This window comes from Dethiosulfovibrio salsuginis, from assembly GCF_900177735.1.
Taxonomy (GTDB): domain Bacteria; phylum Synergistota; class Synergistia; order Synergistales; family Dethiosulfovibrionaceae; genus Dethiosulfovibrio; species Dethiosulfovibrio salsuginis.
This window is the reverse complement of sequence record NZ_FXBB01000007.1, coordinates 1-19300: the sequence shown is the minus strand read 5'-3', so window position 1 is coordinate 19300 and position 19300 is coordinate 1. Positions and strand designations below refer to the sequence as shown.

The window sequence follows — 19300 nt, the reverse complement described above, 5'->3', positions numbered from 1 at the left end:
ATGAAGGTCCTTTTTATAGGCGATATGGTAGGTAAGCCCGGTCGGTCCATAACCGGCCAGGCACTGCCCTACCTCAGAGAGCATCACGGACCTTTCGATTTCGTAATTGCCAACGGCGAGAACGCAGCGGCAGGGAGGGGCCTCACCGCCAAGGTGGCTGAAGAGCTGTTTTCCACCGGAATAGACTGTCTCACCTCGGGAAACCATATCTGGGATAAAAAGGAGATCTATCCTATCCTCGATCAGGAGCCAAGAATCCTCAGGCCCGCCAATTACCCTCCCGGCTGTCCCGGCCAGGGGGTGTCGGTCATAAAAAAAGGTTCCCTCTCCCTGGGGGTGGTCAGCCTTCAGGGCAGGGTCTTTATGCCCGATATAGACTGTCCCTTTCGCTGTATAGACGGCATATTGGCCGAACTGGGGGACGTTCCGGTTTTTATAGACTTCCACGCCGAGGCCACCTCGGAGAAGAGGGTTCTAGGGGCCTATCTGGACGGCAGGGTCTCCGCCTTTGTCGGAACCCATACCCACGTTCAGACCGCCGACGAGGAGGTCCTCCCCGGAGGAACCGCCTATATATCCGACGTAGGTATGACCGGATCTTTCGCCAGTGCCATAGGGATGAAGTTAGAGAGCGTCCTGCCTAAGTTTCTGACCGGCCTTCCCTCCAAGTTCGAGGTGGCCGAGGAGGACGTGCGACTGAACGGTGTGGTCGTCCATATAGACGACGAGTCTGGAATAGCCCTGGACATAAAGAGGGTTGTCGTAAAAGAAGCGGAGCTCTGGTAAAAAAAAGCCCATCGAAGCTATGAACATGGCTTCGATGGGCTTTTTTTAGCATATCCTGGGAAGTACCTCCCCGATCGGCATATCCACAACCCTCATTCCGCCGGAGGCCGTATTCATCCCGACCATTCCGGGATGCCCGTCGACCACCTTCCCTATGGCGGCGGCGTCGATTCCCAGTGGATGGGACCTGAGGGCCGACAGGACACGGTCCTCCTGGTCCGGTCGGTAGGCTACGATGGCGCAGCCCTCGCAGGCCAGATGGAGAGGGTCGAAGCCCAGTATGTCGCAGACCGAGAGAACTCCCTGATCCATAGGGATCGACGATTCGTCGATCTCTATTCCCTTTCCGATTCCCTCCGCCCACTCGCAAAGGGCTGTCCCAAGCCCTCCTCTGGTGCAGTCCCTCATGGCCTTTATCCCCTCCATCTTCGCCAAAGGGCCTAAAAGGGGCCAGAGGGCGGCACAGTCGCTTTTAAGGCCCTCCACCGATAGGTCGTACCTCAGGGCCCCTATGGTGGCGCCGTGTCTGCCTATGGAGGTGGTGACCGCTATTTTATCCCCTGTCTCTATCCGGGACATCCCAAGAGGGTTCTCGGTCTTTCCGACGGAGGCCAGGGTTATAAAAACCCCGTCCGCCGCCCCTTTAGGGACCACTTTGGTGTCCCCTGCCACCAGCTTTGCGCCGATCTCCAGACAGACCGAAGCGGCGCTTCTTCCGTAGGACAGAAGCTCCTCCTGGTCCAGCCCTTCTTCGGCGATTATGGACATAGCGAGAAACAGGGGCTTAGCTCCCCTCACCGCCAGGTCGTTGGTGCCTCCGCATACCGCCAGCTTGCCTATGTCCCCTCCTGGAAACACCCTAGGGGAGACGGTGAAGCCGTCGATGGTTATGGCCATGTCGGAGGTTATCATAGAGCAGTCCTCAAGCTCTTTTCCTGTAAGAGCCTCTCCGAACTGGGAGGAAAAGCTCTTTATGAGGTCCGCCGTGAGCCTTCCTCCTGTTCCGTGGCCTAGAGTCAGCTTTTCCATCGGATCAATTCCTTTCTGCCGTATCTGAACCAGGCGGAGCAGGTGCCTTCGCCGGAGACCATGCAGGGGCCTACCGGTGTCACAGGGGTGCATATCCCCCCAAACAGCGGGCAGTCTTTCGGCTCGCTGAGGCCGGACAGGACCCTGCCGCATATGCAGCCCTCGGGATCCGGGGTTTCCTCGGTTTTCAGGCTAAACCTGATGGAACCGTCCATCGAGAGGAACTCTTCCCTTAGGACCATGCCACTGTCCTCTATAGGGCCTAGGCCCCTCCACAGGGCTGTGCCGCTTTTGAACACTTTTCTCATGAGGTCTATGGCTATAGGGTTTCCCTCGGGCCTCACCACCGACGAATAACAGGAGGTCAGTTTTGGAGATCCGGCCTTGATCTGCCTCAGCAGCTCTCCCAGTGCGGATAAAATTTCACCGGGGCTGAAGCCTCCTATGACCGATGGGATTCCCCGTTCTTCGGGCAGAAAACGAAAAGGTTCGTGTCCCAGTATGACAGCCACGTTTCCCGGCAGAAGCAGGCCGTCGATTGACCAACTCTGTTCCGCCAGTGTCCTCAGGGCGGGAGGGACTTTTTTGTGGAAACACAGAATCGACAGATTGTCGATGCCCTCTCTATGGGCCTGGAGGACCGTCGCTGCCGTCGCCGGTGCGGTGGTCTCGAAGCCTACCGCTAGAAAGACCACCTGTTTTTTTGGGTTCTCTCTGGCTAGGTCGATACACTGAGAGGCCGACAGGACTACCCGAACGTCCGCTCCCTGGGCTCTTCTGTCCGCTAAAGATCCGCTGGATCCTGGAACCCTGACCATGTCGCCGTAGGTGGCTACGATAACGTCTTTGCTCTCCGAAAGTTTGACCGCCTGGTCTATCTCCCCTTGAGAGGTGACGCACACCGGGCAGCCGGGCCCCGATATGAGCTTTATGTTGCCGGGCAGGGCCTCCCTTAGTCCGTGGCGAAAGATGGACGTAGTGTGGGTGCCGCAGACCTCCATGATCCTTATCACGTTATACCTCCCCTGCGAGATCCCTGATTTTGCCCCACAGGTCGTTCAGCTCCTCGCCGTCTTTGGGGGATATTCTCTGAATGGCGAAGCCACCGTGTACCAGTACGTTCTCCCCGGGCTCCGGAGATCCGATGAAGTCGGTCCTTATCTCCCTTACCACCGACCCCGCCCTGGCTGTCGCCCTGTTGCCCTCTAAAATCTCCACGATCCTGTGAGGTATCGCAAGACACATATAACCATCCCCTTCCTCGTTATATTTTACATCTTCCGCTGCTTCTTAACCGACGTGAATATATTCTCCATCAATAAGCACTGTTCTCACATGCATACTTTGGTGTATAATGGGGACAGATTCGTCCAGAAAACGAATTCAGACAAAAGGAGGTCTAAGTCTATGGCTAATCAAGTAGGTCAAGAGAGAGAACAGTGGGGGAGCAAAATCGGTTTTATTTTAGCTGCGGCAGGCTCTGCCGTGGGGCTGGGGAACATATGGAAGTTTCCTTACGTCACAGGGACTAACGGAGGGGGAGCTTTCGTCCTTATCTACGTTCTGATGGTCGCCTGTATCGGTTTTTCCGTTATGTTGGCTGAGCTGGTGATAGGAAGAAGGGCACAGCTTAACGCCGTCGGGTCCTTCGAGAAGATCAAAGGTGGGGCCTGGCCCATGGTGGGATGGCTAGGTCTGGCCTGTGGCTTTTTGATCCTTTCCTACTACGGAGTGGTCGGTGGATGGACGATCAAATATATCCTCCACTCTTTCACCGGCCTCATGGAGATAGCGGGAGCTGGCAACGCCGGAGAGGCCTTCGGAGGGTTTATATCCAATCCTGTTATGGTGGTCCTCTATCAGGCTATATTCATGTTTTCCGTCATATGGGTCGTCTATAGAGGCGTAGGTGAAGGCATAGAGCGTTACTGCAAAATCCTCATGCCTGCCCTCTTTATCCTGATGATAATCCTCATCGGCAGATCGGTCACATTAGAAGGAGCAGGGGCGGGAATAGAGTTCTACCTCAAGCCCGATTTCTCGAAGGTCACCGCTGGCACCGTTCTTGCCGCACTGGGACAGGCTTTCTTCTCCCTTTCCCTGGGAATGGGCTGTATGATCACCTACGGTAGTTACCTCCAGAAAGACATAAGCCTTCCCGGTGCCGCCGCTCAGGTGTGTTTCCTAGATACCCTCGTGGCCCTTCTCGCCGGCCTTGTTGTTTTCCCGGCGGTTTTCGCCTTCGGAGTGGAGCCCGGTGCAGGCCCTGGCCTTACCTTCATAACCCTTCCGGGCATATTCTCCAAGATGCCCGGTGGGATGATGTGGTCCGGTCTTTTCTTCCTGCTTCTCTTCGTGGCGGCACTTACCTCCGCCATATCCCTTCTCGAGGTGGCCTGTTCCTACTTCATAGACAAGGGATGGACTAGAGCTAAGGCGGCTTGGACCATGGGAACCCTTATATTCCTCCTCGGGATCCCCTCGGCGATCTCCCTCGGAGGCGGCCTTAAGATCGGTGGCAAGGACTTTATCGACGCCGCTGGCTTCATGACCGACCAGATCATGATGCCTATAGGAGGGCTTCTGATCTGTGTGTTCGTCGGATGGGTCATAAAGGACATAGCCAAAGAAGAGCTCACCAACAACGGCAAGCTGCCTCTCTTCGCCGGTTTCGACGCCTGGGTGATGTTCGTCAAGTTCGTCGCCCCTCTTTCGATTCTCTATATCTTCATCACCGGACTTAAATGGTAGACAAACAGGCGAGGCCACATGGCCTCGCCTGTTTGTAAGGAGCACCTCTAAAAACCCACCTTTGACTCCCCTCGGAGAGACCGTCCCGCCTGCGCCCTGTCTCGCCCAAGCGCATACTCGACCTGCCTGTTCCGTACGAACCGCCTCGGAGGGCACGTCCTGTGCCCCCTCGGCTTGGGGCGACGTCCTGTCGCCCCATTCGCACTCAAAGGCGGCAGGTCGACTATACGGGCTCGAATGGGCTCCGTCAGAACGGTCTTTCCGAGGATCAGCGTTTTTAGAGGTTCCTTAAATACCTTCCCTTGACTGACCGGGGGTTTTAGGTACAATGGGGCAGGTCGGGAATGACTTGTATTCCCTTAAAAAAACTAAGGAGCTGATACCTATGATAGAGCTGGATAAGGACACATTTGACGCAGAGGTAAAGGAAAGCGATATTCCCGTATTGGTAGATTTCTGGGGACCTAAGTGCACTCACTGCCTGGCCCTCATGCCTGGAGTCGAGGAGCTTGCCAAGGAATACGACGGCAAGGTCAAGTTTTGCAAGGTCAACATACAGGGCAACCGCAGGGTGGCTATCTCCCTTAAGGTAATGGGACTTCCTGCTTTCCTCTTCTGGAAGGGCGGCGAGGAGCAGGCCAGGATCAGCGGCGACTCGGTGACCATCGACCAGATTCGTCAGGAACTGGACAAGCTTCTGTAAAAAAGCAGTTTTTTATGTAAAAAAGGGGGAGGCTGGATTAAGCTCCCCCTTTTTTGGGCGATTTTTTTCACAGCCCTCTTGACGCCCGTCTCTTTTAGGGTACAATCGGGTTGTACGGATGAACGTCGCAAGAGAGACCTCTCTAAATCCATTATTTATCGGAATAGAGGCGCCGAAGGTGCAAGGCCTATAGGCCGAAACTCTCAGGCAAAAAGATTGCGACCGGACGTCACTCTGAAAGGTGTCCCTTTGGGCATACGACAGAGACCTAACCCTAGCTTTAAAAGGGAGTGTCTGTCGTGGTCCGTTCTTTAGTCCTAATCACCAACAATCCTGCATTTTTCTCCCTTCATCAGGAGGGTCTTGAGCTGGTGAAGCTCGACGGTACCGCATACGACGTGGTTGTGGCGGGCCGTGATCGAGTTCATCAGGGGTGGACCTTGCTGAATCACCCTCTTTATGGAAACTTCCGACCTTATCATCAGCCTTTTAGGACAATGTTGCTCAGGGCCCCTGAGCGTCCCGAGGATTTCGCACTGGATAGCGACTCCCTTTCCCTGGTGGAGAGGGCCGCAGAGGTCTATCTGTCCTGTTCCGACAGGTGGTTGACCCCTGAGACGTCACCTAAATCCATGTACGACGATTGTTCCGTGCTGGACTACGATCTGATGAAGGAAACTTTGGTGAAAGAGGGAGTAAAAATCTAATTTACCCTGAGCCTTCAGGTTCAGTCACTCGCTGTTTTTTATCCTGTTTTAGGTAATATCACGACGCAGACTAAGAGGAGGTCGCCTTTATGATGCTAAGAGTTTGATCGGTTTCCAGCAGCTCTCGGTTCGAGAGCTTTGGCCCCTCCCTGTCCGCAGATCGTGTATAGAGGTAACTAGCTCGGCGATACCGGTCGTCAGGGCATTTTATAAAATATCGTTCATCAAAGATGAACGATATCGATCCTAAGAAGGGGGGAGTCGCTTTGAAACTCGAACTCCATAAGGTAAAGGTTAGTAAGCTGGTTTTCGGCGACAAGACTTCCGTTAAAGACGGAGTCCTTACCATCAACAAGCAGGAACTTATCGATCTGCTCTCCGACGACGAGAGACTGGCGGGGGTGGACCTCGATCTGGCCCATCCCGGCGAGAACGTCCGCATCCTTCCAGTCAAGGACGCCATCGAGCCCCGTTGCAAGATAGACGGCGGCAACGAGGTGTTCCCAGGCTGGATAGGCGACGTCGACACTGTAGGAGAGGGCAAGACCCTTGTCCTTGACGGTGCTGTGGTTCTCACCACCGGCCGTCTGGTAGCTCCTCAGGAGGGCATCGTGGACATGACCGGTCCCGGTGCGGATTACACTCCTTTCTCCAAGACCAATAACCTGGTAGTGGTTCTGACTCCCTCCGAGGGCGTCGAGCTTCACACCCGTGAGGCCGCCTGCCGTCAGGCCGGTCTCAGAACCGCCCACTACCTCGCCTCCTGCTGCAAAGAGGCGGCGGCGGACTGCGTAGAGACCTACGACTTCCCCCCTCTGGCGGAGGCCATGAAGGCTCACCCCGGTCTTCCCAAGGTGGCCTACGTTTACATGCTCCAGACCCAGGGCCTTCTTCACGACACCTGGATCTACGGCGTCGACGTAAAGAAGATAATCCCCACTATGATCAGCCCCACCGAGACCATGGACGGTGCCATTATCTCCGGTAACTGCGTCTCCGCCTGCGACAAGAACAACACCTATGTTCACCTTAACAACCCTGTTATCAAGCACCTTTATGCCCACCACGGAAAAGAGTTCAACTTCGTCGGCGTCATCGTCACCAACGAGAACGTCACCTTAGCCGACAAGAAGAGAAGCTCCTCCTACGCCATCAAGCTGGCTAAGATGCTCGGTGTCGACGCTGTGGTCATCTCCGAGGAAGGTTTCGGAAACCCCGATGCCGACCTTATCATGAACTGCTGGAAGGCCGAGAGAGCGGGCATTAAAACCGTTCTCATCACCGACGAGTACGCCGGTCGTGACGGAGCAAGCCAGTCTCTGGCTGACTCCTGCCCTGAAGGCGACGCCTGCGTCACCGGCGGAAACGCCAACCAGCTGATCATGCTTCCTCCTATGGAGAAGATCATCGGAGAGCTTCCTGTGGCCGACGTTATCGCTGGCGGATTCTTCGGAACCCTTCAGGAGGATGGCAGCCTTGAGGTGGAGATCCAGGCCATCCTCGGTGCCACCAACGAGCTCGGCTTCAACAAGCTCGGTGCCTACACCATATAACTTTTCCTGGCAGGGCCGGACCTGCCGCTACGGCGGGGGACCGGAAATAGATCACCATTTCATAATAAGGAGGTGCTGCTGATATGGGTAAGTTGGCTGGAAAGAAATTGATCCTCCTGGGCGAGCGCGATGGCGTTCCCGCCCCGGCTATGGAGGCCTGCTTCAAAGACAGCGGCGCGGAAGTAATTTTCGCAGTAACCGAGTGCTTCGTCTGAACTGCGGCGGGAGCGATGGACCTGCAGAACCAGCAGCGCGTTAAAGACGCTGCTGAAAAGTACGGCGCTGAAAACGTGGTGGTCGTACTGGGATCCTCCGATGCGGAAGGCGCAGAGATTTACGCCGAGACCGTGTGTAACGGAGACCCTACCTACGCAGGGCCTCTCGCCGGCGTCCCGTTGGGACTCGCCGTCTACGATATTTTTGAGCAGGATATCCGGGACGAAGCTGACCCGGAGGAATGGGAGAACCAGATCAGTATGATGGAAATGGTTCTAGAGCCCGATGCCCTTGCCGATGCGGTAAAGGGAATCAGGGATCAGTACTCCAAGTACACCCTGTAGCCGTAAGAGGAGGAGAACAAATGACCTATCGTGTGGTTCATTATATAAATCAGTTCTTCGCAGGTATTGGCGGAGAGGAAAAAGCGGACATCAGACCTGAGATCAGAGAGGGCGTAGTCGGCCCCGGTATGGCCCTTAACGCCGCTTTCAAAGGCGAGGCCGAGATCGTCGCCACCGTTATCTGTGGAGATAACTACTTCGCCGACAACATCGACGAGACCTCCGAGTTCATCGCCTCCAAGGTGAAGGAATTCAACGCCGACGGCTTCGTCGCAGGACCTGGCTTCAACGCCGGTCGTTACGGAACCGCCTGCGGAGCGATCTGCTGCGCCGTCGGAGAGAAGCTGGGCATCCCCACCGTCACCGCTCTCTACCCCGAGAACCCCGGTGCTGAGATGTACAAAAAGGGCACCTACGTTATCGTAGCTGCCGACAGCGCCAGAGGCATGGGCAAGGCCGTTCCCGCTATGGCTTCCCTTCTGCTCAAGCAGATCAAAGGCGAGGCCATCGGTACCCCTGAGGAAGAGGGCTACATCGAGAAGGGCGTCCGTATCAACACGTTCTACGAGAAGATCGGTGCCGAGCGTGCCATTGATATGCTCATAAAGAAGCTTAAAGGCGAGCCCTTCAAGACGGAGTACAAAATGCCCGTCTTCGATAGGGTTGATCCCCGCCCTGCGATAAAGGATATGTCCAAGGCGAAGATCGCCCTGGTCACCTCCGGCGGTATCGTGCCCTTTGGCAACCCCGATCACATCGCTGCTTCCAGCGCCCAGAACTTTGGTGAGTACGACATCACCGGCGTGATGGACCTCAAAGAGGGTGAGTATCAGACCGCTCACGGCGGATACGATCAGACCTACGCCAACCAGGATGCCGACAGGGTTCTTCCCGTTGACGTTCTCAGGGATATCGAGAAAGAAGGCCGTATCGGCTCTTTGCACCATCTCTTCTACACCACCGTCGGAAACGGCACAGCCGTCGCCAACTCCAAGAAGTTCGGCGTCGAGATGGGCAAGAGGCTTAAGGCCGCCGGCGTTGACGCGGTGATCCTCACCTCTACCTGAGGAACCTGTACGCGTTGCGGTGCAACGCTCGTCAAGGCCATAGAGGAGACCGCTGATGTTCCTGTGGTCCACATGGCTACTATCGTTCCTATCTCCCTCAGCGTAGGGGCTAACAGGATCATCCCGACTGTGGCGATCCCTCACCCCCTGGGCAATCCCAACATGACCGCTGCGGAGGAGAAGAAACTTCGCCGTCACCTGGTCGAGAACGCCCTTAAGGCCCTCGAGACCGAGGTAACCGAGCAGACTGTCTTTAAAGACGAAGACTAATATATAAAAAAAGAGGCCCCTCAGGGGCCTCTTTTTTTATATATCTTTTTGTAACTTATAACGAACAAAATAGATTCTAAAAGGTACAAAAAAATTTTTGCTCCACTTTATCTTACTCATGTCAATTGGCAAACCGACTCCATATTGTGTATTGGGATAATACAGAATTATTTTTAGAGCAAGACTTCTATAAAACAGGAATAAGCGGTTCATTTATCATTCCTTTTGGTGTAGAATCTAGATGTGAAGGCGATAACAACAGCGTATTTTTACGGAAACCGGCGATTTTTTAAGTCCAAAGATCTTCATTTTTTTTAGTCAAGAAAGGGGTGTGTTCTTTTAGGTTCAATATATGAACAATTGAGTTCATATATGTCTTATTTTTTTTATTTTTAATTTATTTATATCTAGGAGGTTCCCTACCGATGGATCAGCTTATGAGCATAGTACAGGGGATAAACAGCATTCTTTGGGGATATGTCCTTATAGTCCTTTTATGCGGAACCGGTCTTTACTACACCCTTAAACTTAGGTTTGTGCAGATAAGAAAGTTCGGTGCGGTGTGCAAGCAGACCTTCGGTGGTCTTACCCTCAGCGGTGAGAAGGCCGGTAAGGACGGAATGTCCTCCTTCCAGTCCCTAGCGACCGCCATAGCAGCCCAGGTCGGAACGGGTAACCTTGCAGGGGCTGCTACCGCTATCGCAGCAGGTGGTCCGGGAGCTATCTTCTGGATGTGGATCGCCGCCTTTTTCGGCATGGGAACCATCTTCGCCGAGGCGGTATTAGGTCAGACCTACAAGTCCAGAGACGACCAAGGTCAGATCACCGGTGGCCCTGCCTACTACATCAGGGACGGCTTCGGCAGCAAGTGGATGGCGGGCTTTTTCGCAGTGACCATCATCATGGCCCTGGGCTTTATCGGCAACATGGTTCAGGCCAACTCCATAGCCGACGCGTTCAGCACCGCCTTCGGAGTGCCTCACCTTATGGTCGGTATAGGGGTAGCCCTTTTAGGTGCCCTCATTTTCTTCGGAGGCATCGGCCGTATAGCCTCTTTCACCGAGAAAGTAGTTCCTCTCATGGCGTTGCTTTACCTTCTGGGAGGTCTCTACGTCCTTATTACCCAGTCCTCCAACCTGATACCTGCTATAAAGATGATTTTCGTAGGTGCCTTCGATCCTAAGGCAGCCACCGGCGGACTTATCGGTGTAGGGGTCAAAGAGGCCATCCGTTACGGTGTAGCCAGAGGGCTTTTCTCCAACGAGGCCGGTATGGGGTCGACCCCTCACGCTCACGCAGTCGCTAAGGTCAAGCATCCCGCACAGCAGGGTTTTGTCGCCATAATGGGCGTGTTTATCGACACTTTTATCGTCCTTAACATGACCGCCCTGGTTATCTTTGCGACCGGCGCTATCGACGGTCAGACCACCGGTATAGCCCTGACCCAGAGGGCCTTCGAGATAGGTCTTGGGTCCTTCGGAAACCCCTTTATAGCCATATGTCTCCTGTTCTTCGCCTTCTCCACCATAATTGGCTGGTACTTCTTCGGAGAGGCCAACATAAAGTTCCTCTTCGGCTCGAAGGGACTTACGCCCTATAGGCTTCTGGTTATGGCCTTTATCGTCCTTGGTTCCACCCTCAAGGTCGACCTCGTCTGGGAGCTCGCCGACACCTTCAACGGTCTTATGGTGTTCCCTAACCTTATAGCACTTATAGGACTTGCGAAGGTTGTAAGCAAGGCTCTTGACGATTATAAAGAAGATGGAACTTTAAAAGTAAAATAATATTTTTCTGAAAAGACGAGGGATTAACTGTCCCTCGTCTTTTTTTATCCTCAATTTGCTCACGGTCTATCGAGTATTATGTATAATCCCTTCGTCATTAGGTATCCGTTCTTGACGTATACTGTCCTCAGGTTGTATATATGTGTAGGTATGTAAGGTTCTAGTCAAGGTAGCTTTTTTCGCTTTTTTCTCTGGAAGAGCTGTCACTGGACAGCCTATCAAAACGGAGGTGAGTTCGTGAAGACGCCGATGTACCACGAACACGTCGAACTTGGCGGTAACATAGTCGACTTTGGAGGATGGGATCTTCCGGTCCATTACGAGGCGGGTATCAAAGAGGAGCATCTTACCGTTCGCTCCAAGGCCGGGCTTTTCGACGTTTCCCACATGGGAGAGTTCTGGATAGAGGGCCCAGATGCCTTTGCTTTTGTCCAGAACTTGGTCTCCAACGATATTTCCGTCCTGGAGGACGGACAGGTCCAGTACAATATGATGTGCTACCCTCACGGCGGCGTGGTCGACGATCTGCTGGTCTACAAGGCATCAGACACCAGAATACTCCTGGTGGTAAACGCTTCCAACGTGGACAAGGATTTCGCCTGGGTTACGGAAAATCTCAAGGGAGAGGTCAAGGCGGAGAACGTTTCCTCCAAAACCGCGGAAGTCGCCTTCCAGGGGCCGATGGCGGAGGATATCCTCCAGAGGATAACCGACGTAAACCTCTCGGATATCGGTTTTTTCCACTTCAAGGAGAACGTCAAGGTCGCCGGGGTGAACGCCCTGGTCTCCAGGACAGGCTATACCGGCGAGGACGGCTTCGAGGTCTACGTCAACTGGGACGAAGGGGTAAAGGTATGGAACGCCATTCTAGAGGCAGGGAAGGACGACGGAGTGCTTCCTATCGGCCTGGGAGCTAGAGACAGCCTGAGGTTTGAGGCCGGTCTTCCCCTCTACGGTCACGAGATAGACAAGGATATAACCCCCCTCGAGGCAGGTCTCGGTTTCTTCGTCAAGCTGGACAAAGATAGCTTTATAGGTATAGAGCCCCTGAGGGAGATGAAGGCCAAAGGTCTCCCCAGGAGGATACTGGCCCTCCAGATGATCGACAAGGGCGTCCCCAGAAACGGCTATCCTGTTGAGGTAGACGGCAAAGAGGTGGGCTACGTGACCACCGGAGGTTACTCCCCATCTAGAAACGAAAACATAGCCTCCGTACTGGTCGAGGCGGGATGTGCCGATATAGGCGACGAGGTAAACGTTATGATAAGGGGCAAGGCTAAAAAGGCCCTGGTCATAAAGAAGCCTTTCTACAGAAAAAAATATAAAAAATAAGAGGAGGACATTATAATGGCCGATATCAGAGATGGACTTAAATACACCAAAGAGCACGAGTGGATCAGGGTAGAGGGAAACAAGGGCTACATCGGCATTTCCGACTACGCTCAGCACGCCATGGGCGATATCGTCTTCGTCGAGCTTCCCGAGGTCGGTGCCTCCGTATCCGCCGGTGGAGATTTCTGCGTCGTCGAGTCGGTTAAAGGGGCCAACGATATCTACGCTCCCGCCTCCGGCGAGGTAGTCGAGGTAAACGAGGCCCTGGAGGATTCGCCGGAGGCCATAAACGAGGATCCCTACGGAAGCTGGATCGCCGCCATAGAGATATCCGATGCTTCCGAGCTCGATGCCCTCATGGATGCCGAGAGCTACCGCTCTTTCTGCGATAGCCAGGAGTAAATAAAAGTCCAAAAAGGGCCTCTGATATCAGAGGCCCTTTTTACAAAAGGAGGATCATAATGCGTTACATTCCAAACACAGACGCTCAGAGGGCCGAAATGCTGTCTACCGTAGGGGTTTCATCGGTGGAGGACCTTTTCGCCGATCTTCCCTCTTCCGTTAAACTAAAGGGCCTTCTCGATCTCCCTGAGGCCATGTCGGAGATCGATCTCCTTAAACACCTTAAAAGCCTGGCGGCTCAGAACCTGGATGCCTGCTCGACCTCCTGTTTCCTAGGTGCAGGGGTCTACAACCACTTTATACCGGTAGTTATAGATCACATGATCTCCCGTAGTGAGTTCACCACCAGCTACACTCCCTATCAGCCCGAGATCAGTCAGGGGACTTTGCAGGCCATATTCGAGTATCAGACAATGATATGCGAGCTTACCGGTATGGACGTAGCTAACGCCTCGATGTACGACGGGGCCACCTCCATCGCCGAGGCGGTCTACATGGCCTGTGCGTCCACCAAAAAAGACCTCGTTCTGGTGGCCCGTTCGGTAAACCCCCAGAGCAGGGCGGTTCTAGAGACCTACGCCAGCCTGAGAGGCATCACGGTCCAGGAGATAGGCCACTCTAACGGAGCGATCAACCTGGACGATCTGAAGGCCAACCTGACCGATAAAGTCGGTGCGGTGGTGGTGCAGAGCCCCAACTTCTTCGGGGCCGTCGAGGATCTAAAGGCAATCGGCGATATGACCCACGATGCCAAGGCCCTTTTCATAGTGGCTTCCGACCTAATGGCCCTGTCCCTCCTGGAGGCTCCGGGTAAGTTAGGTGCCGACGTGGTTGTAGGCGATGGCCAGAGCGCCGGAAACGCCATGAGCTTCGGCGGCCCCCACTTTGGCTTTTTCGCCGCCACCCAGAAGCTGGTCAGAAAGATACCTGGCAGAATCGTGGGGGAGACCTTGGATCGGAACGGCAAGAAGTGCTACGTCCTGACACTCCAGGCGAGGGAACAGCATATCCGCAGGGAGAAGGCTTCCTCGAATATCTGCTCCAACCAGAGCCTCTGCGCCCTTGCGGGGGCTGTCTACCTTTCCCTCATGGGCAAAGAGGGCCTTAAAGAGGTGGCTAAACAGTGTCTCCTCAAGGCCGCCTACACCAGAGACGAGCTGGTCAAGACCGGCTCATTCCAGGCTCCCTTTACAGGGCCTTTCTTCCGAGAGTTCGTGGTAACCTCAAAAGAAGCCCCTGAGGCCATAAACTCGAGGCTTATAGAGAGAGGTATCATAGGAGGTTACGACCTGACCGCCGACTATCCCGAGCTGGAGAACGGCTGGCTTGTGGCGGTAACCGAGAAGAGGACCAAGGCCGAGATCGACGGCTTTGTGGCCATAGCGGGGGGGAAGTAATATGCTGAGCCAGGTAAAGCCTATTTTCGAGAAGAGTCAGCCAGGTAGAATGGGAGTGGCGTTGCCCTCCTGCGACGTCCCAGGGGACATTTCCTCCCTTCTTCCTGAAAATCTCAGGAGATCCGAGGATCCCGGTCTGCCGGAGGTCTCCGAGGTCGACGTTATTCGGCACTATACCAATCTCTCTCAGTTGAACTTCGGCGTCGACGAGGGGTTCTATCCTCTCGGGTCCTGCACCATGAAGTACAACCCTAAGATAAACGAGAACGCCGCCAGACTGTGCGGTTTCTCCAATATCCATCCCCTACAGCCCGAGAAGGTCTGTCAGGGGGCTCTAAAGCTCATGTACGACCTGTCCTCTATGCTGGCGGAGATCACCGGAATGGAGGCTGTGACCCTTCAGCCCGCCGCCGGTGCCCACGGTGAGCTTACGGGGATCTTTCTCATAAAGGCCTACCACCGTAAAAACGGCGAAGAGGCCACGAGGACCAAGATAATCGTCCCCGATTCCGCTCACGGCACCAACCCTGCCACCGCCTCCGTCGCCGGTTACGACGTTGTGGAGGTTAAGTCCAACGACAGAGGCAACGTGGACATAGAGGCCCTTAAGGCGGCGGTAGGAGAGGATACGGCGGGCATAATGCTCACCAACCCAAACACCTTAGGGCTTTTCGAGGAGGATATCCTTCAGATAGCCGAGATAGTCCACGACGCCGGTGGTCTGCTCTATTACGATGGGGCCAACGCTAACGCTATACTGGGCAAGATCCGCCCTGGGGATATGGGCTTCGACGTGTTGCACCTCAACATTCACAAGAGCTTCAGCACCCCTCACGGTGGAGGTGGCCCTGGCTCCGGTGCGGTAGGAGTGGGCAAGAGGCTCCTTCCCTTCATCCCGACCCCTGTGGTGGTCGAGGAGAACGGGACCTATCGTTTCGACTACGATATCCCCGATAGCATAGGGAAAATGCGCTCCTTCTACGGTAACTTCGGTGTCCTGGTCAGGGCCTACGCCTATATTCTCTCTATGGGAGCGGAGGGGCTTAAGGCGGCGGCGGATAACGCCGTGTTGAACGCCAACTACATAATGAAGCGTCTCGAGGGCGACTTTGAGATCCCTCTGGCGAGCAGGGTCTGTAAGCACGAGTTCGTGATCTCCGGGGAGAAACAGCACAAAGAGAACGGCGTGTCCACCTTGGATATGGCCAAGAGGCTCATGGACCACGGAGTCCATCCCCCGACGATATACTTTCCCCTCATTGTCCACGAGGCTATGATGATCGAGCCCACGGAGACCGAGGGAAAGGAGACTCTGGACCGGTTCGTCGATGCCATGCTGGAGATAGCCAAAGAGGCCAAGGAGAAGCCGGAGATATTCCACGACGCTCCTTACACCACCGTGGTTTCCCGTCTCGACGAGACTCTGGCTGCGAGAAAGCCCGTCCTTCGCTGGTCTCCCTCGGAGCGGTAGCCTATGGTCTACGATCTGATCGTGTTGGGAGGAGGGCCCGGCGGCTATCGTGCCGCCGAGCTCGCCTCCCAGGCGGGCTTTAAGACCGTCCTGGTGGAGAAAGACCGCTTAGGTGGAACCTGTCTCAACAGAGGCTGTATTCCAACCAAGGCCTATTACGCCGACGCTGTAGGCAAGCTGGGGCCGGTGGATAAAATGTGGGCCAAAAAGGAGGCGGTGGTCTCCAAGCTGCAAAAGGGCATCGCCACCCTGATGGATCGTTGTTCCGTCGACGTCGTAAAAGGGATTGGGACCTTAGGGGATCTCTCCGGCGAGGAGAAGGAGCTAAAAATCTCCACCGACCAGGGAGAGGTGGTCCTTAAGGGCAGAAGGCTGATCATAGCCGTAGGTGCCATGTCGAAGCCTCTCTCCTTTCCCGGATCCGATCTGGAGGGAGTTATAGGCGGTGACTGGGCGGTCACCGACCAGGGGATGTGGGATCAGTCCATGGCCGATCAGGTTAGTTCCGTGGCGGTGGTAGGGGCTGGAGTCATAGCCGTCGAGCTGGCGGGAATACTTAAAGACCTGGGCAAAGAGGTCACCCTCCTGAAGCACTCGGACCAGATCCTTCGCCGTTGCGACGAGGACGTGAAGAAAAAGGTCCGTCAGGCGGTCAAGAAGAAAAAGATAGCCACGGTGGACTACTTCCGTATAAAGGAAGCGGTTAAAGAGGACGGTCGCCTCAAGGTCAAAGGTGAGGCGGAGGGCAAGGATCTGGAGGTCCTCTGCGACAGGCTCATACTGGCGGCCAGCATGGTCCCTATCCTGGAGGGCTACGGTCTGGAGGCCAGCGGTGTGGCCTACACCGATCAGGGTATCTCTGTCGATCGGAACATGATGACCTCAAAAGAGGGGGTCTACGCCATAGGGGACTGCACCGGCGGCATGATGTTGGCCCATCTGGCGGAGTATCAGGCCCTTTCGGCGGTCGAGCATATGGCTGGCAGGGAGTACTATGTCGATCCCGCCAAGGTTCCCTCCTGCATTTTCTTCGACCCGGAGATAGCTGTGGTTGGTTTGACCGAGGAGGAAGCGGTGGCCAAGGGCCACGATACGGTGGTTGGCAGGGTTTTCTTCGTCGCCAACGGAATGGCTTTGGCTATGGATCGCTCCGACGGTTTCGTGAAAGTCGTGGCGGATCGTGCCGATGGCCGTATACTTGGGGTCCATATCGTAGGCCCAGAGGCGGCGACCTTGATATCAGAGGCCGCTCTGGCTATCGCCAAGGATATGACCGTCAAAGAGGTCGCCTACACCGTCCATCCCCATCCGACTTTGAGCGAGTGCTTTAAGGACGCCCTTTTCAGGATTCTCGAGGACACCTCTCATAGTTGAGACCCTTTCGTCCGATACCATAAAGGGACACATCCCTCTACAAGGAGGTGAGGCACGTGGATATGGGCATGGTTCAGAGCATAACCGGCATGAAACAGGCGGAGACCATGACTAAGGTCGGAGTAGCGGTTCAGAAGAAGACCATGGATCTGGCTGAGATGCAGGGCCAGATGGTCCAGGAGATGATGGCCTCCATGGGGATCGGCGGTAACCTGGATATCCAGGCTTAGTTCCGGTTCAGGTCCTAAGAGAGCGGACGACCAAGGTCGTCCGCTCTCTTGCTTTATAGGTCCTTTATAGACGGAACTCCACACAGTGAGGTGGCCTCCCTGACTGCTTGAAGCACCGCTTTTTCCATCGCCCTGGCGGCCATGGCCCCTAGGGCGCTGACGTCCGATTCGACCTCGCCGGAGGTCATCGTAAAAATTGTATCGCCGTCGAACATGGTGTGGGCCGGTCTCATGGTTCTGCCGTAGCCGTTTTGGGCCATAGAGGCCAGTTTTGTACACTGGGCCTTGGTGAGTTTTGCGTTGGTGAGGATCGCTCCTATTGTGGTGTTATCGGCGAAGAGGTTTTTTCCCTCACCTGCGGATTTTATCAGGATCTCCTCGGTGTCTCCGAAGCCTCCGTCGGTGCGGCAGGCGGCGACCACCGATCCGTCGGAGGGGTCTATAATATCCCCAAGGCAGTTTACCGCCACTATGGCCCCTACCTTGATGTCCCCCTCCTGATAGGCCCAGGTTCCAAGGCCTCCTTTGATCGCTCGGTCCATGCCGAGAATTTTCCCCACCGTGGCGCCGGTGCCTGCCCCTATAGATCCTACCGGCTGTTCCTCGTTTGTGGCGTTTTTGCAGGCTTCGTATCCCATGGCCCGGTCTGGCCTGACGCTCCAGTCGCCTATGGTGAGATCGAAAAGCACCGCACCGCACACTATAGGGACTTTCGTCACCTGAACGTCAAAACCTATGCCCTTTTCCTCCAGGTATTCCATGACCCCGGATGCTGCGTCCAGTCCGAAGGCGCTTCCTCCCGCCAGGACCACGCCGTGGACCTTTTCGACAAGGTTGACCGGATCAAGCAGATCGGTCTCCCTTGTTCCCGGGGCACCTCCTCGAACGTCCACCCCTGTCACCGCCCCATCGGGACAGATAATCACCGTCACCCCTGTGGCGGCCTCCAGGTTTTGGCTGTGCCCTATGGAAAAGCCACCTATCTCGTGAATACCGATCTCCTTCATTACAATACCTCCTCTACGCGAAAAAGAGGTCGAGGATTATCCTCGACCTCTGTATTTCAATGGCAGTCCCTAGGGGATTCGAACCCCTGTTACCGGGCTGAGAACCCGGCGTCCTAGGCCACTAGACGAAGGGACCACTTCTCGACGAAGAGTATTTTATACTATGGATCGTATCTTGGCAAGTGCCTATTTAGCGACGTTGAAGGTAAGGGTCGCTACCATGATCAGCTCATCGCTCACCGCTGGATCCTCGTAAGGGGCTTTGTAGATGACCTTTACGAACCAGTAACCCTCTTTAACAGGTCAAGCGGAATTCCCCATCTTCTAAGCCAAAGGCGAAAGGCGGGGATGGATAGCTTGTCGCCAATAGGCGATAAATCTTGTTTTGTAACTATTCAGTCCCCCTGCGAATTTAGCTCCTAAACCAGCAGTTCCTTAGTTTCTTGCAACGTGCTATCATGGCATCAGAATAAATCTGAAAGGAGGCCTATTCATGTTTCAGAAGCCCACCTACGAAGAGCTCTTCGAGGACAACCAGATGCTCAAGGCGATAATTAAGACCCTAAGCGAGAACCAGGAAAAACTGGAAGCCCGTATGGCAGAACTCGAAGCCATCCTGAAACAAAACAGCCAGACCAGCTCTAAGCCTCCTTCCAGCGACGGCTATAAAAAGCCCAAGCCGACCAGCTCCAGGAAGAAAAGCGACAAGAGTAAAGGGGCTCAGAAGGGCCATAAAGGAAGTGGCCTTCAGCTTCCCCATGAGCCGGATAAAATCGTAGAGCATCTGCCCTCACAGTGCGAGAGCTGCGACCAGAAGGATATCTGCACCGCTGAAAAAGGTTCCTGCGGTGCAGGATACGTAATAGAGACCAAGCTG

19 protein-coding genes, 1 tRNA gene and 1 riboswitch are annotated in these 19300 nt (G+C 54.8%); of the genes, 15 read left to right on the top strand and 5 right to left on the bottom strand.

Features of this window, described 5'->3' with window-relative positions; all coding sequences use genetic code 11:
* On the top strand, positions 1-786 hold the full coding sequence (locus B9Y55_RS04070; protein WP_085544087.1) for a TIGR00282 family metallophosphoesterase: 786 nt from the start codon (positions 1-3) through the stop codon (positions 784-786).
* A gap of 45 nt (positions 787-831) precedes the next feature.
* On the opposite strand, the gene hypE is transcribed toward B9Y55_RS04070, so the two are convergent.
* The 3 genes from hypE to B9Y55_RS04055 are packed head-to-tail and all read right to left on the bottom strand — an operon-like array spanning position 832 to position 3060.
* On the bottom strand, positions 832-1815 hold the full coding sequence (gene hypE, locus B9Y55_RS04065; RefSeq protein WP_085544086.1) for a hydrogenase expression/formation protein HypE: 984 nt from the start codon (positions 1813-1815) through the stop codon (positions 832-834).
* Positions 1803-2828 (bottom strand): hydrogenase formation protein HypD, encoded by a 1026-nt coding sequence (gene hypD / locus B9Y55_RS04060; protein ID WP_234986125.1) that lies wholly within the window; start codon positions 2826-2828, stop codon positions 1803-1805. Before hypD ends, hypE begins: the two co-directional genes overlap by 13 nt.
* A gap of 1 nt (position 2829) precedes the next feature.
* A complete protein-coding gene (locus tag B9Y55_RS04055) occupies positions 2830-3060 on the bottom strand; it encodes a HypC/HybG/HupF family hydrogenase formation chaperone (RefSeq protein ID WP_085544085.1) in 231 nt (76 codons plus the stop codon).
* 162 nt (positions 3061-3222) lie between these two features.
* On the opposite strand from B9Y55_RS04055, the gene B9Y55_RS04050 reads away from it, so the two are divergent.
* The 13 genes from B9Y55_RS04050 to B9Y55_RS03990 all read left to right on the top strand — a co-directional run bounded on the left by B9Y55_RS04050 (position 3223) and on the right by B9Y55_RS03990 (position 17416).
* Positions 3223-4566 carry a sodium-dependent transporter gene (locus B9Y55_RS04050; RefSeq protein ID WP_085544084.1) on the top strand — a complete coding sequence of 448 codons (1344 nt, stop codon included), beginning with the start codon at positions 3223-3225 and terminating at the stop codon, positions 4564-4566.
* Positions 4567-4951: 385 nt separating this feature from the next.
* A complete protein-coding gene (locus B9Y55_RS04045) occupies positions 4952-5269 on the top strand; it encodes a thioredoxin family protein (RefSeq protein ID WP_085544147.1) in 318 nt (105 codons plus the stop codon).
* Positions 5270-5387: 118 nt separating this feature from the next.
* A riboswitch (glycine riboswitch) is annotated at positions 5388-5498 on the top strand.
* A gap of 70 nt (positions 5499-5568) precedes the next feature.
* Complete coding sequence (locus B9Y55_RS04040; protein ID WP_143340805.1) at positions 5569-5976, top strand: GrdX family protein; 408 nt, start codon at positions 5569-5571, stop codon at positions 5974-5976.
* A 266-nt stretch (positions 5977-6242) separates the two neighbouring features.
* Complete coding sequence (locus B9Y55_RS04035) at positions 6243-7529, top strand: glycine/sarcosine/betaine reductase component B subunit (protein ID WP_085544083.1); 1287 nt, start codon at positions 6243-6245, stop codon at positions 7527-7529.
* Positions 7530-7612: 83 nt separating this feature from the next.
* The gene (gene grdA, locus B9Y55_RS04030) at positions 7613-8089 is read left to right on the top strand and encodes a glycine/sarcosine/betaine reductase complex selenoprotein A (RefSeq protein WP_085544082.1); all 477 of its coding nucleotides are present in this window, start codon (positions 7613-7615) and stop codon (positions 8087-8089) included.
* Between the two features lie 20 nt (positions 8090-8109).
* A complete protein-coding gene (gene grdB, locus B9Y55_RS04025) occupies positions 8110-9426 on the top strand; it encodes a glycine reductase complex selenoprotein B (protein WP_085544081.1) in 1317 nt (438 codons plus the stop codon).
* A gap of 425 nt (positions 9427-9851) precedes the next feature.
* Positions 9852-11210 carry an alanine/glycine:cation symporter family protein gene (locus tag B9Y55_RS04020; protein ID WP_085544080.1) on the top strand — a complete coding sequence of 453 codons (1359 nt, stop codon included), beginning with the start codon at positions 9852-9854 and terminating at the stop codon, positions 11208-11210.
* A 237-nt stretch (positions 11211-11447) separates the two neighbouring features.
* Positions 11448-12542 (top strand): glycine cleavage system aminomethyltransferase GcvT, encoded by a 1095-nt coding sequence (gene gcvT / locus B9Y55_RS04015; protein ID WP_234986124.1) that lies wholly within the window; start codon positions 11448-11450, stop codon positions 12540-12542.
* A gap of 15 nt (positions 12543-12557) precedes the next feature.
* Positions 12558-12944: a glycine cleavage system protein GcvH gene (gene gcvH, locus B9Y55_RS04010; protein WP_085544079.1), complete on the top strand. Its 387-nt coding sequence runs from the start codon at positions 12558-12560 to the stop codon at positions 12942-12944.
* A gap of 59 nt (positions 12945-13003) precedes the next feature.
* A complete protein-coding gene (gcvPA, locus tag B9Y55_RS04005) occupies positions 13004-14341 on the top strand; it encodes an aminomethyl-transferring glycine dehydrogenase subunit GcvPA (RefSeq protein WP_085544078.1) in 1338 nt (445 codons plus the stop codon).
* 1 nt (position 14342) lies between these two features.
* Positions 14343-15812: an aminomethyl-transferring glycine dehydrogenase subunit GcvPB gene (gcvPB, locus tag B9Y55_RS04000; protein WP_085544077.1), complete on the top strand. Its 1470-nt coding sequence runs from the start codon at positions 14343-14345 to the stop codon at positions 15810-15812.
* Between the two features lie 3 nt (positions 15813-15815).
* Entirely contained in the window at positions 15816-17186 is a 1371-nt protein-coding gene (locus B9Y55_RS03995; RefSeq protein WP_085544076.1) for a dihydrolipoyl dehydrogenase family protein, read from the top strand.
* Positions 17187-17248: 62 nt separating this feature from the next.
* Positions 17249-17416 carry a putative motility protein gene (locus B9Y55_RS03990; RefSeq protein WP_234986127.1) on the top strand — a complete coding sequence of 56 codons (168 nt, stop codon included), beginning with the start codon at positions 17249-17251 and terminating at the stop codon, positions 17414-17416.
* Between the two features lie 53 nt (positions 17417-17469).
* Here B9Y55_RS03990 and B9Y55_RS03985 read toward each other — a convergent pair whose 3' ends face one another.
* Complete coding sequence (locus tag B9Y55_RS03985; protein ID WP_085544074.1) at positions 17470-18423, bottom strand: P1 family peptidase; 954 nt, start codon at positions 18421-18423, stop codon at positions 17470-17472.
* A 60-nt stretch (positions 18424-18483) separates the two neighbouring features.
* Positions 18484-18559, bottom strand: a tRNA-Glu gene (locus B9Y55_RS03980).
* 357 nt (positions 18560-18916) lie between these two features.
* Here B9Y55_RS03980 and B9Y55_RS13665 point away from each other — a divergent pair.
* Positions 18917-19300: DUF6444 domain-containing protein (locus B9Y55_RS13665; protein WP_200806619.1), on the top strand; the 384-nt coding region annotated here is incomplete at its 3' end.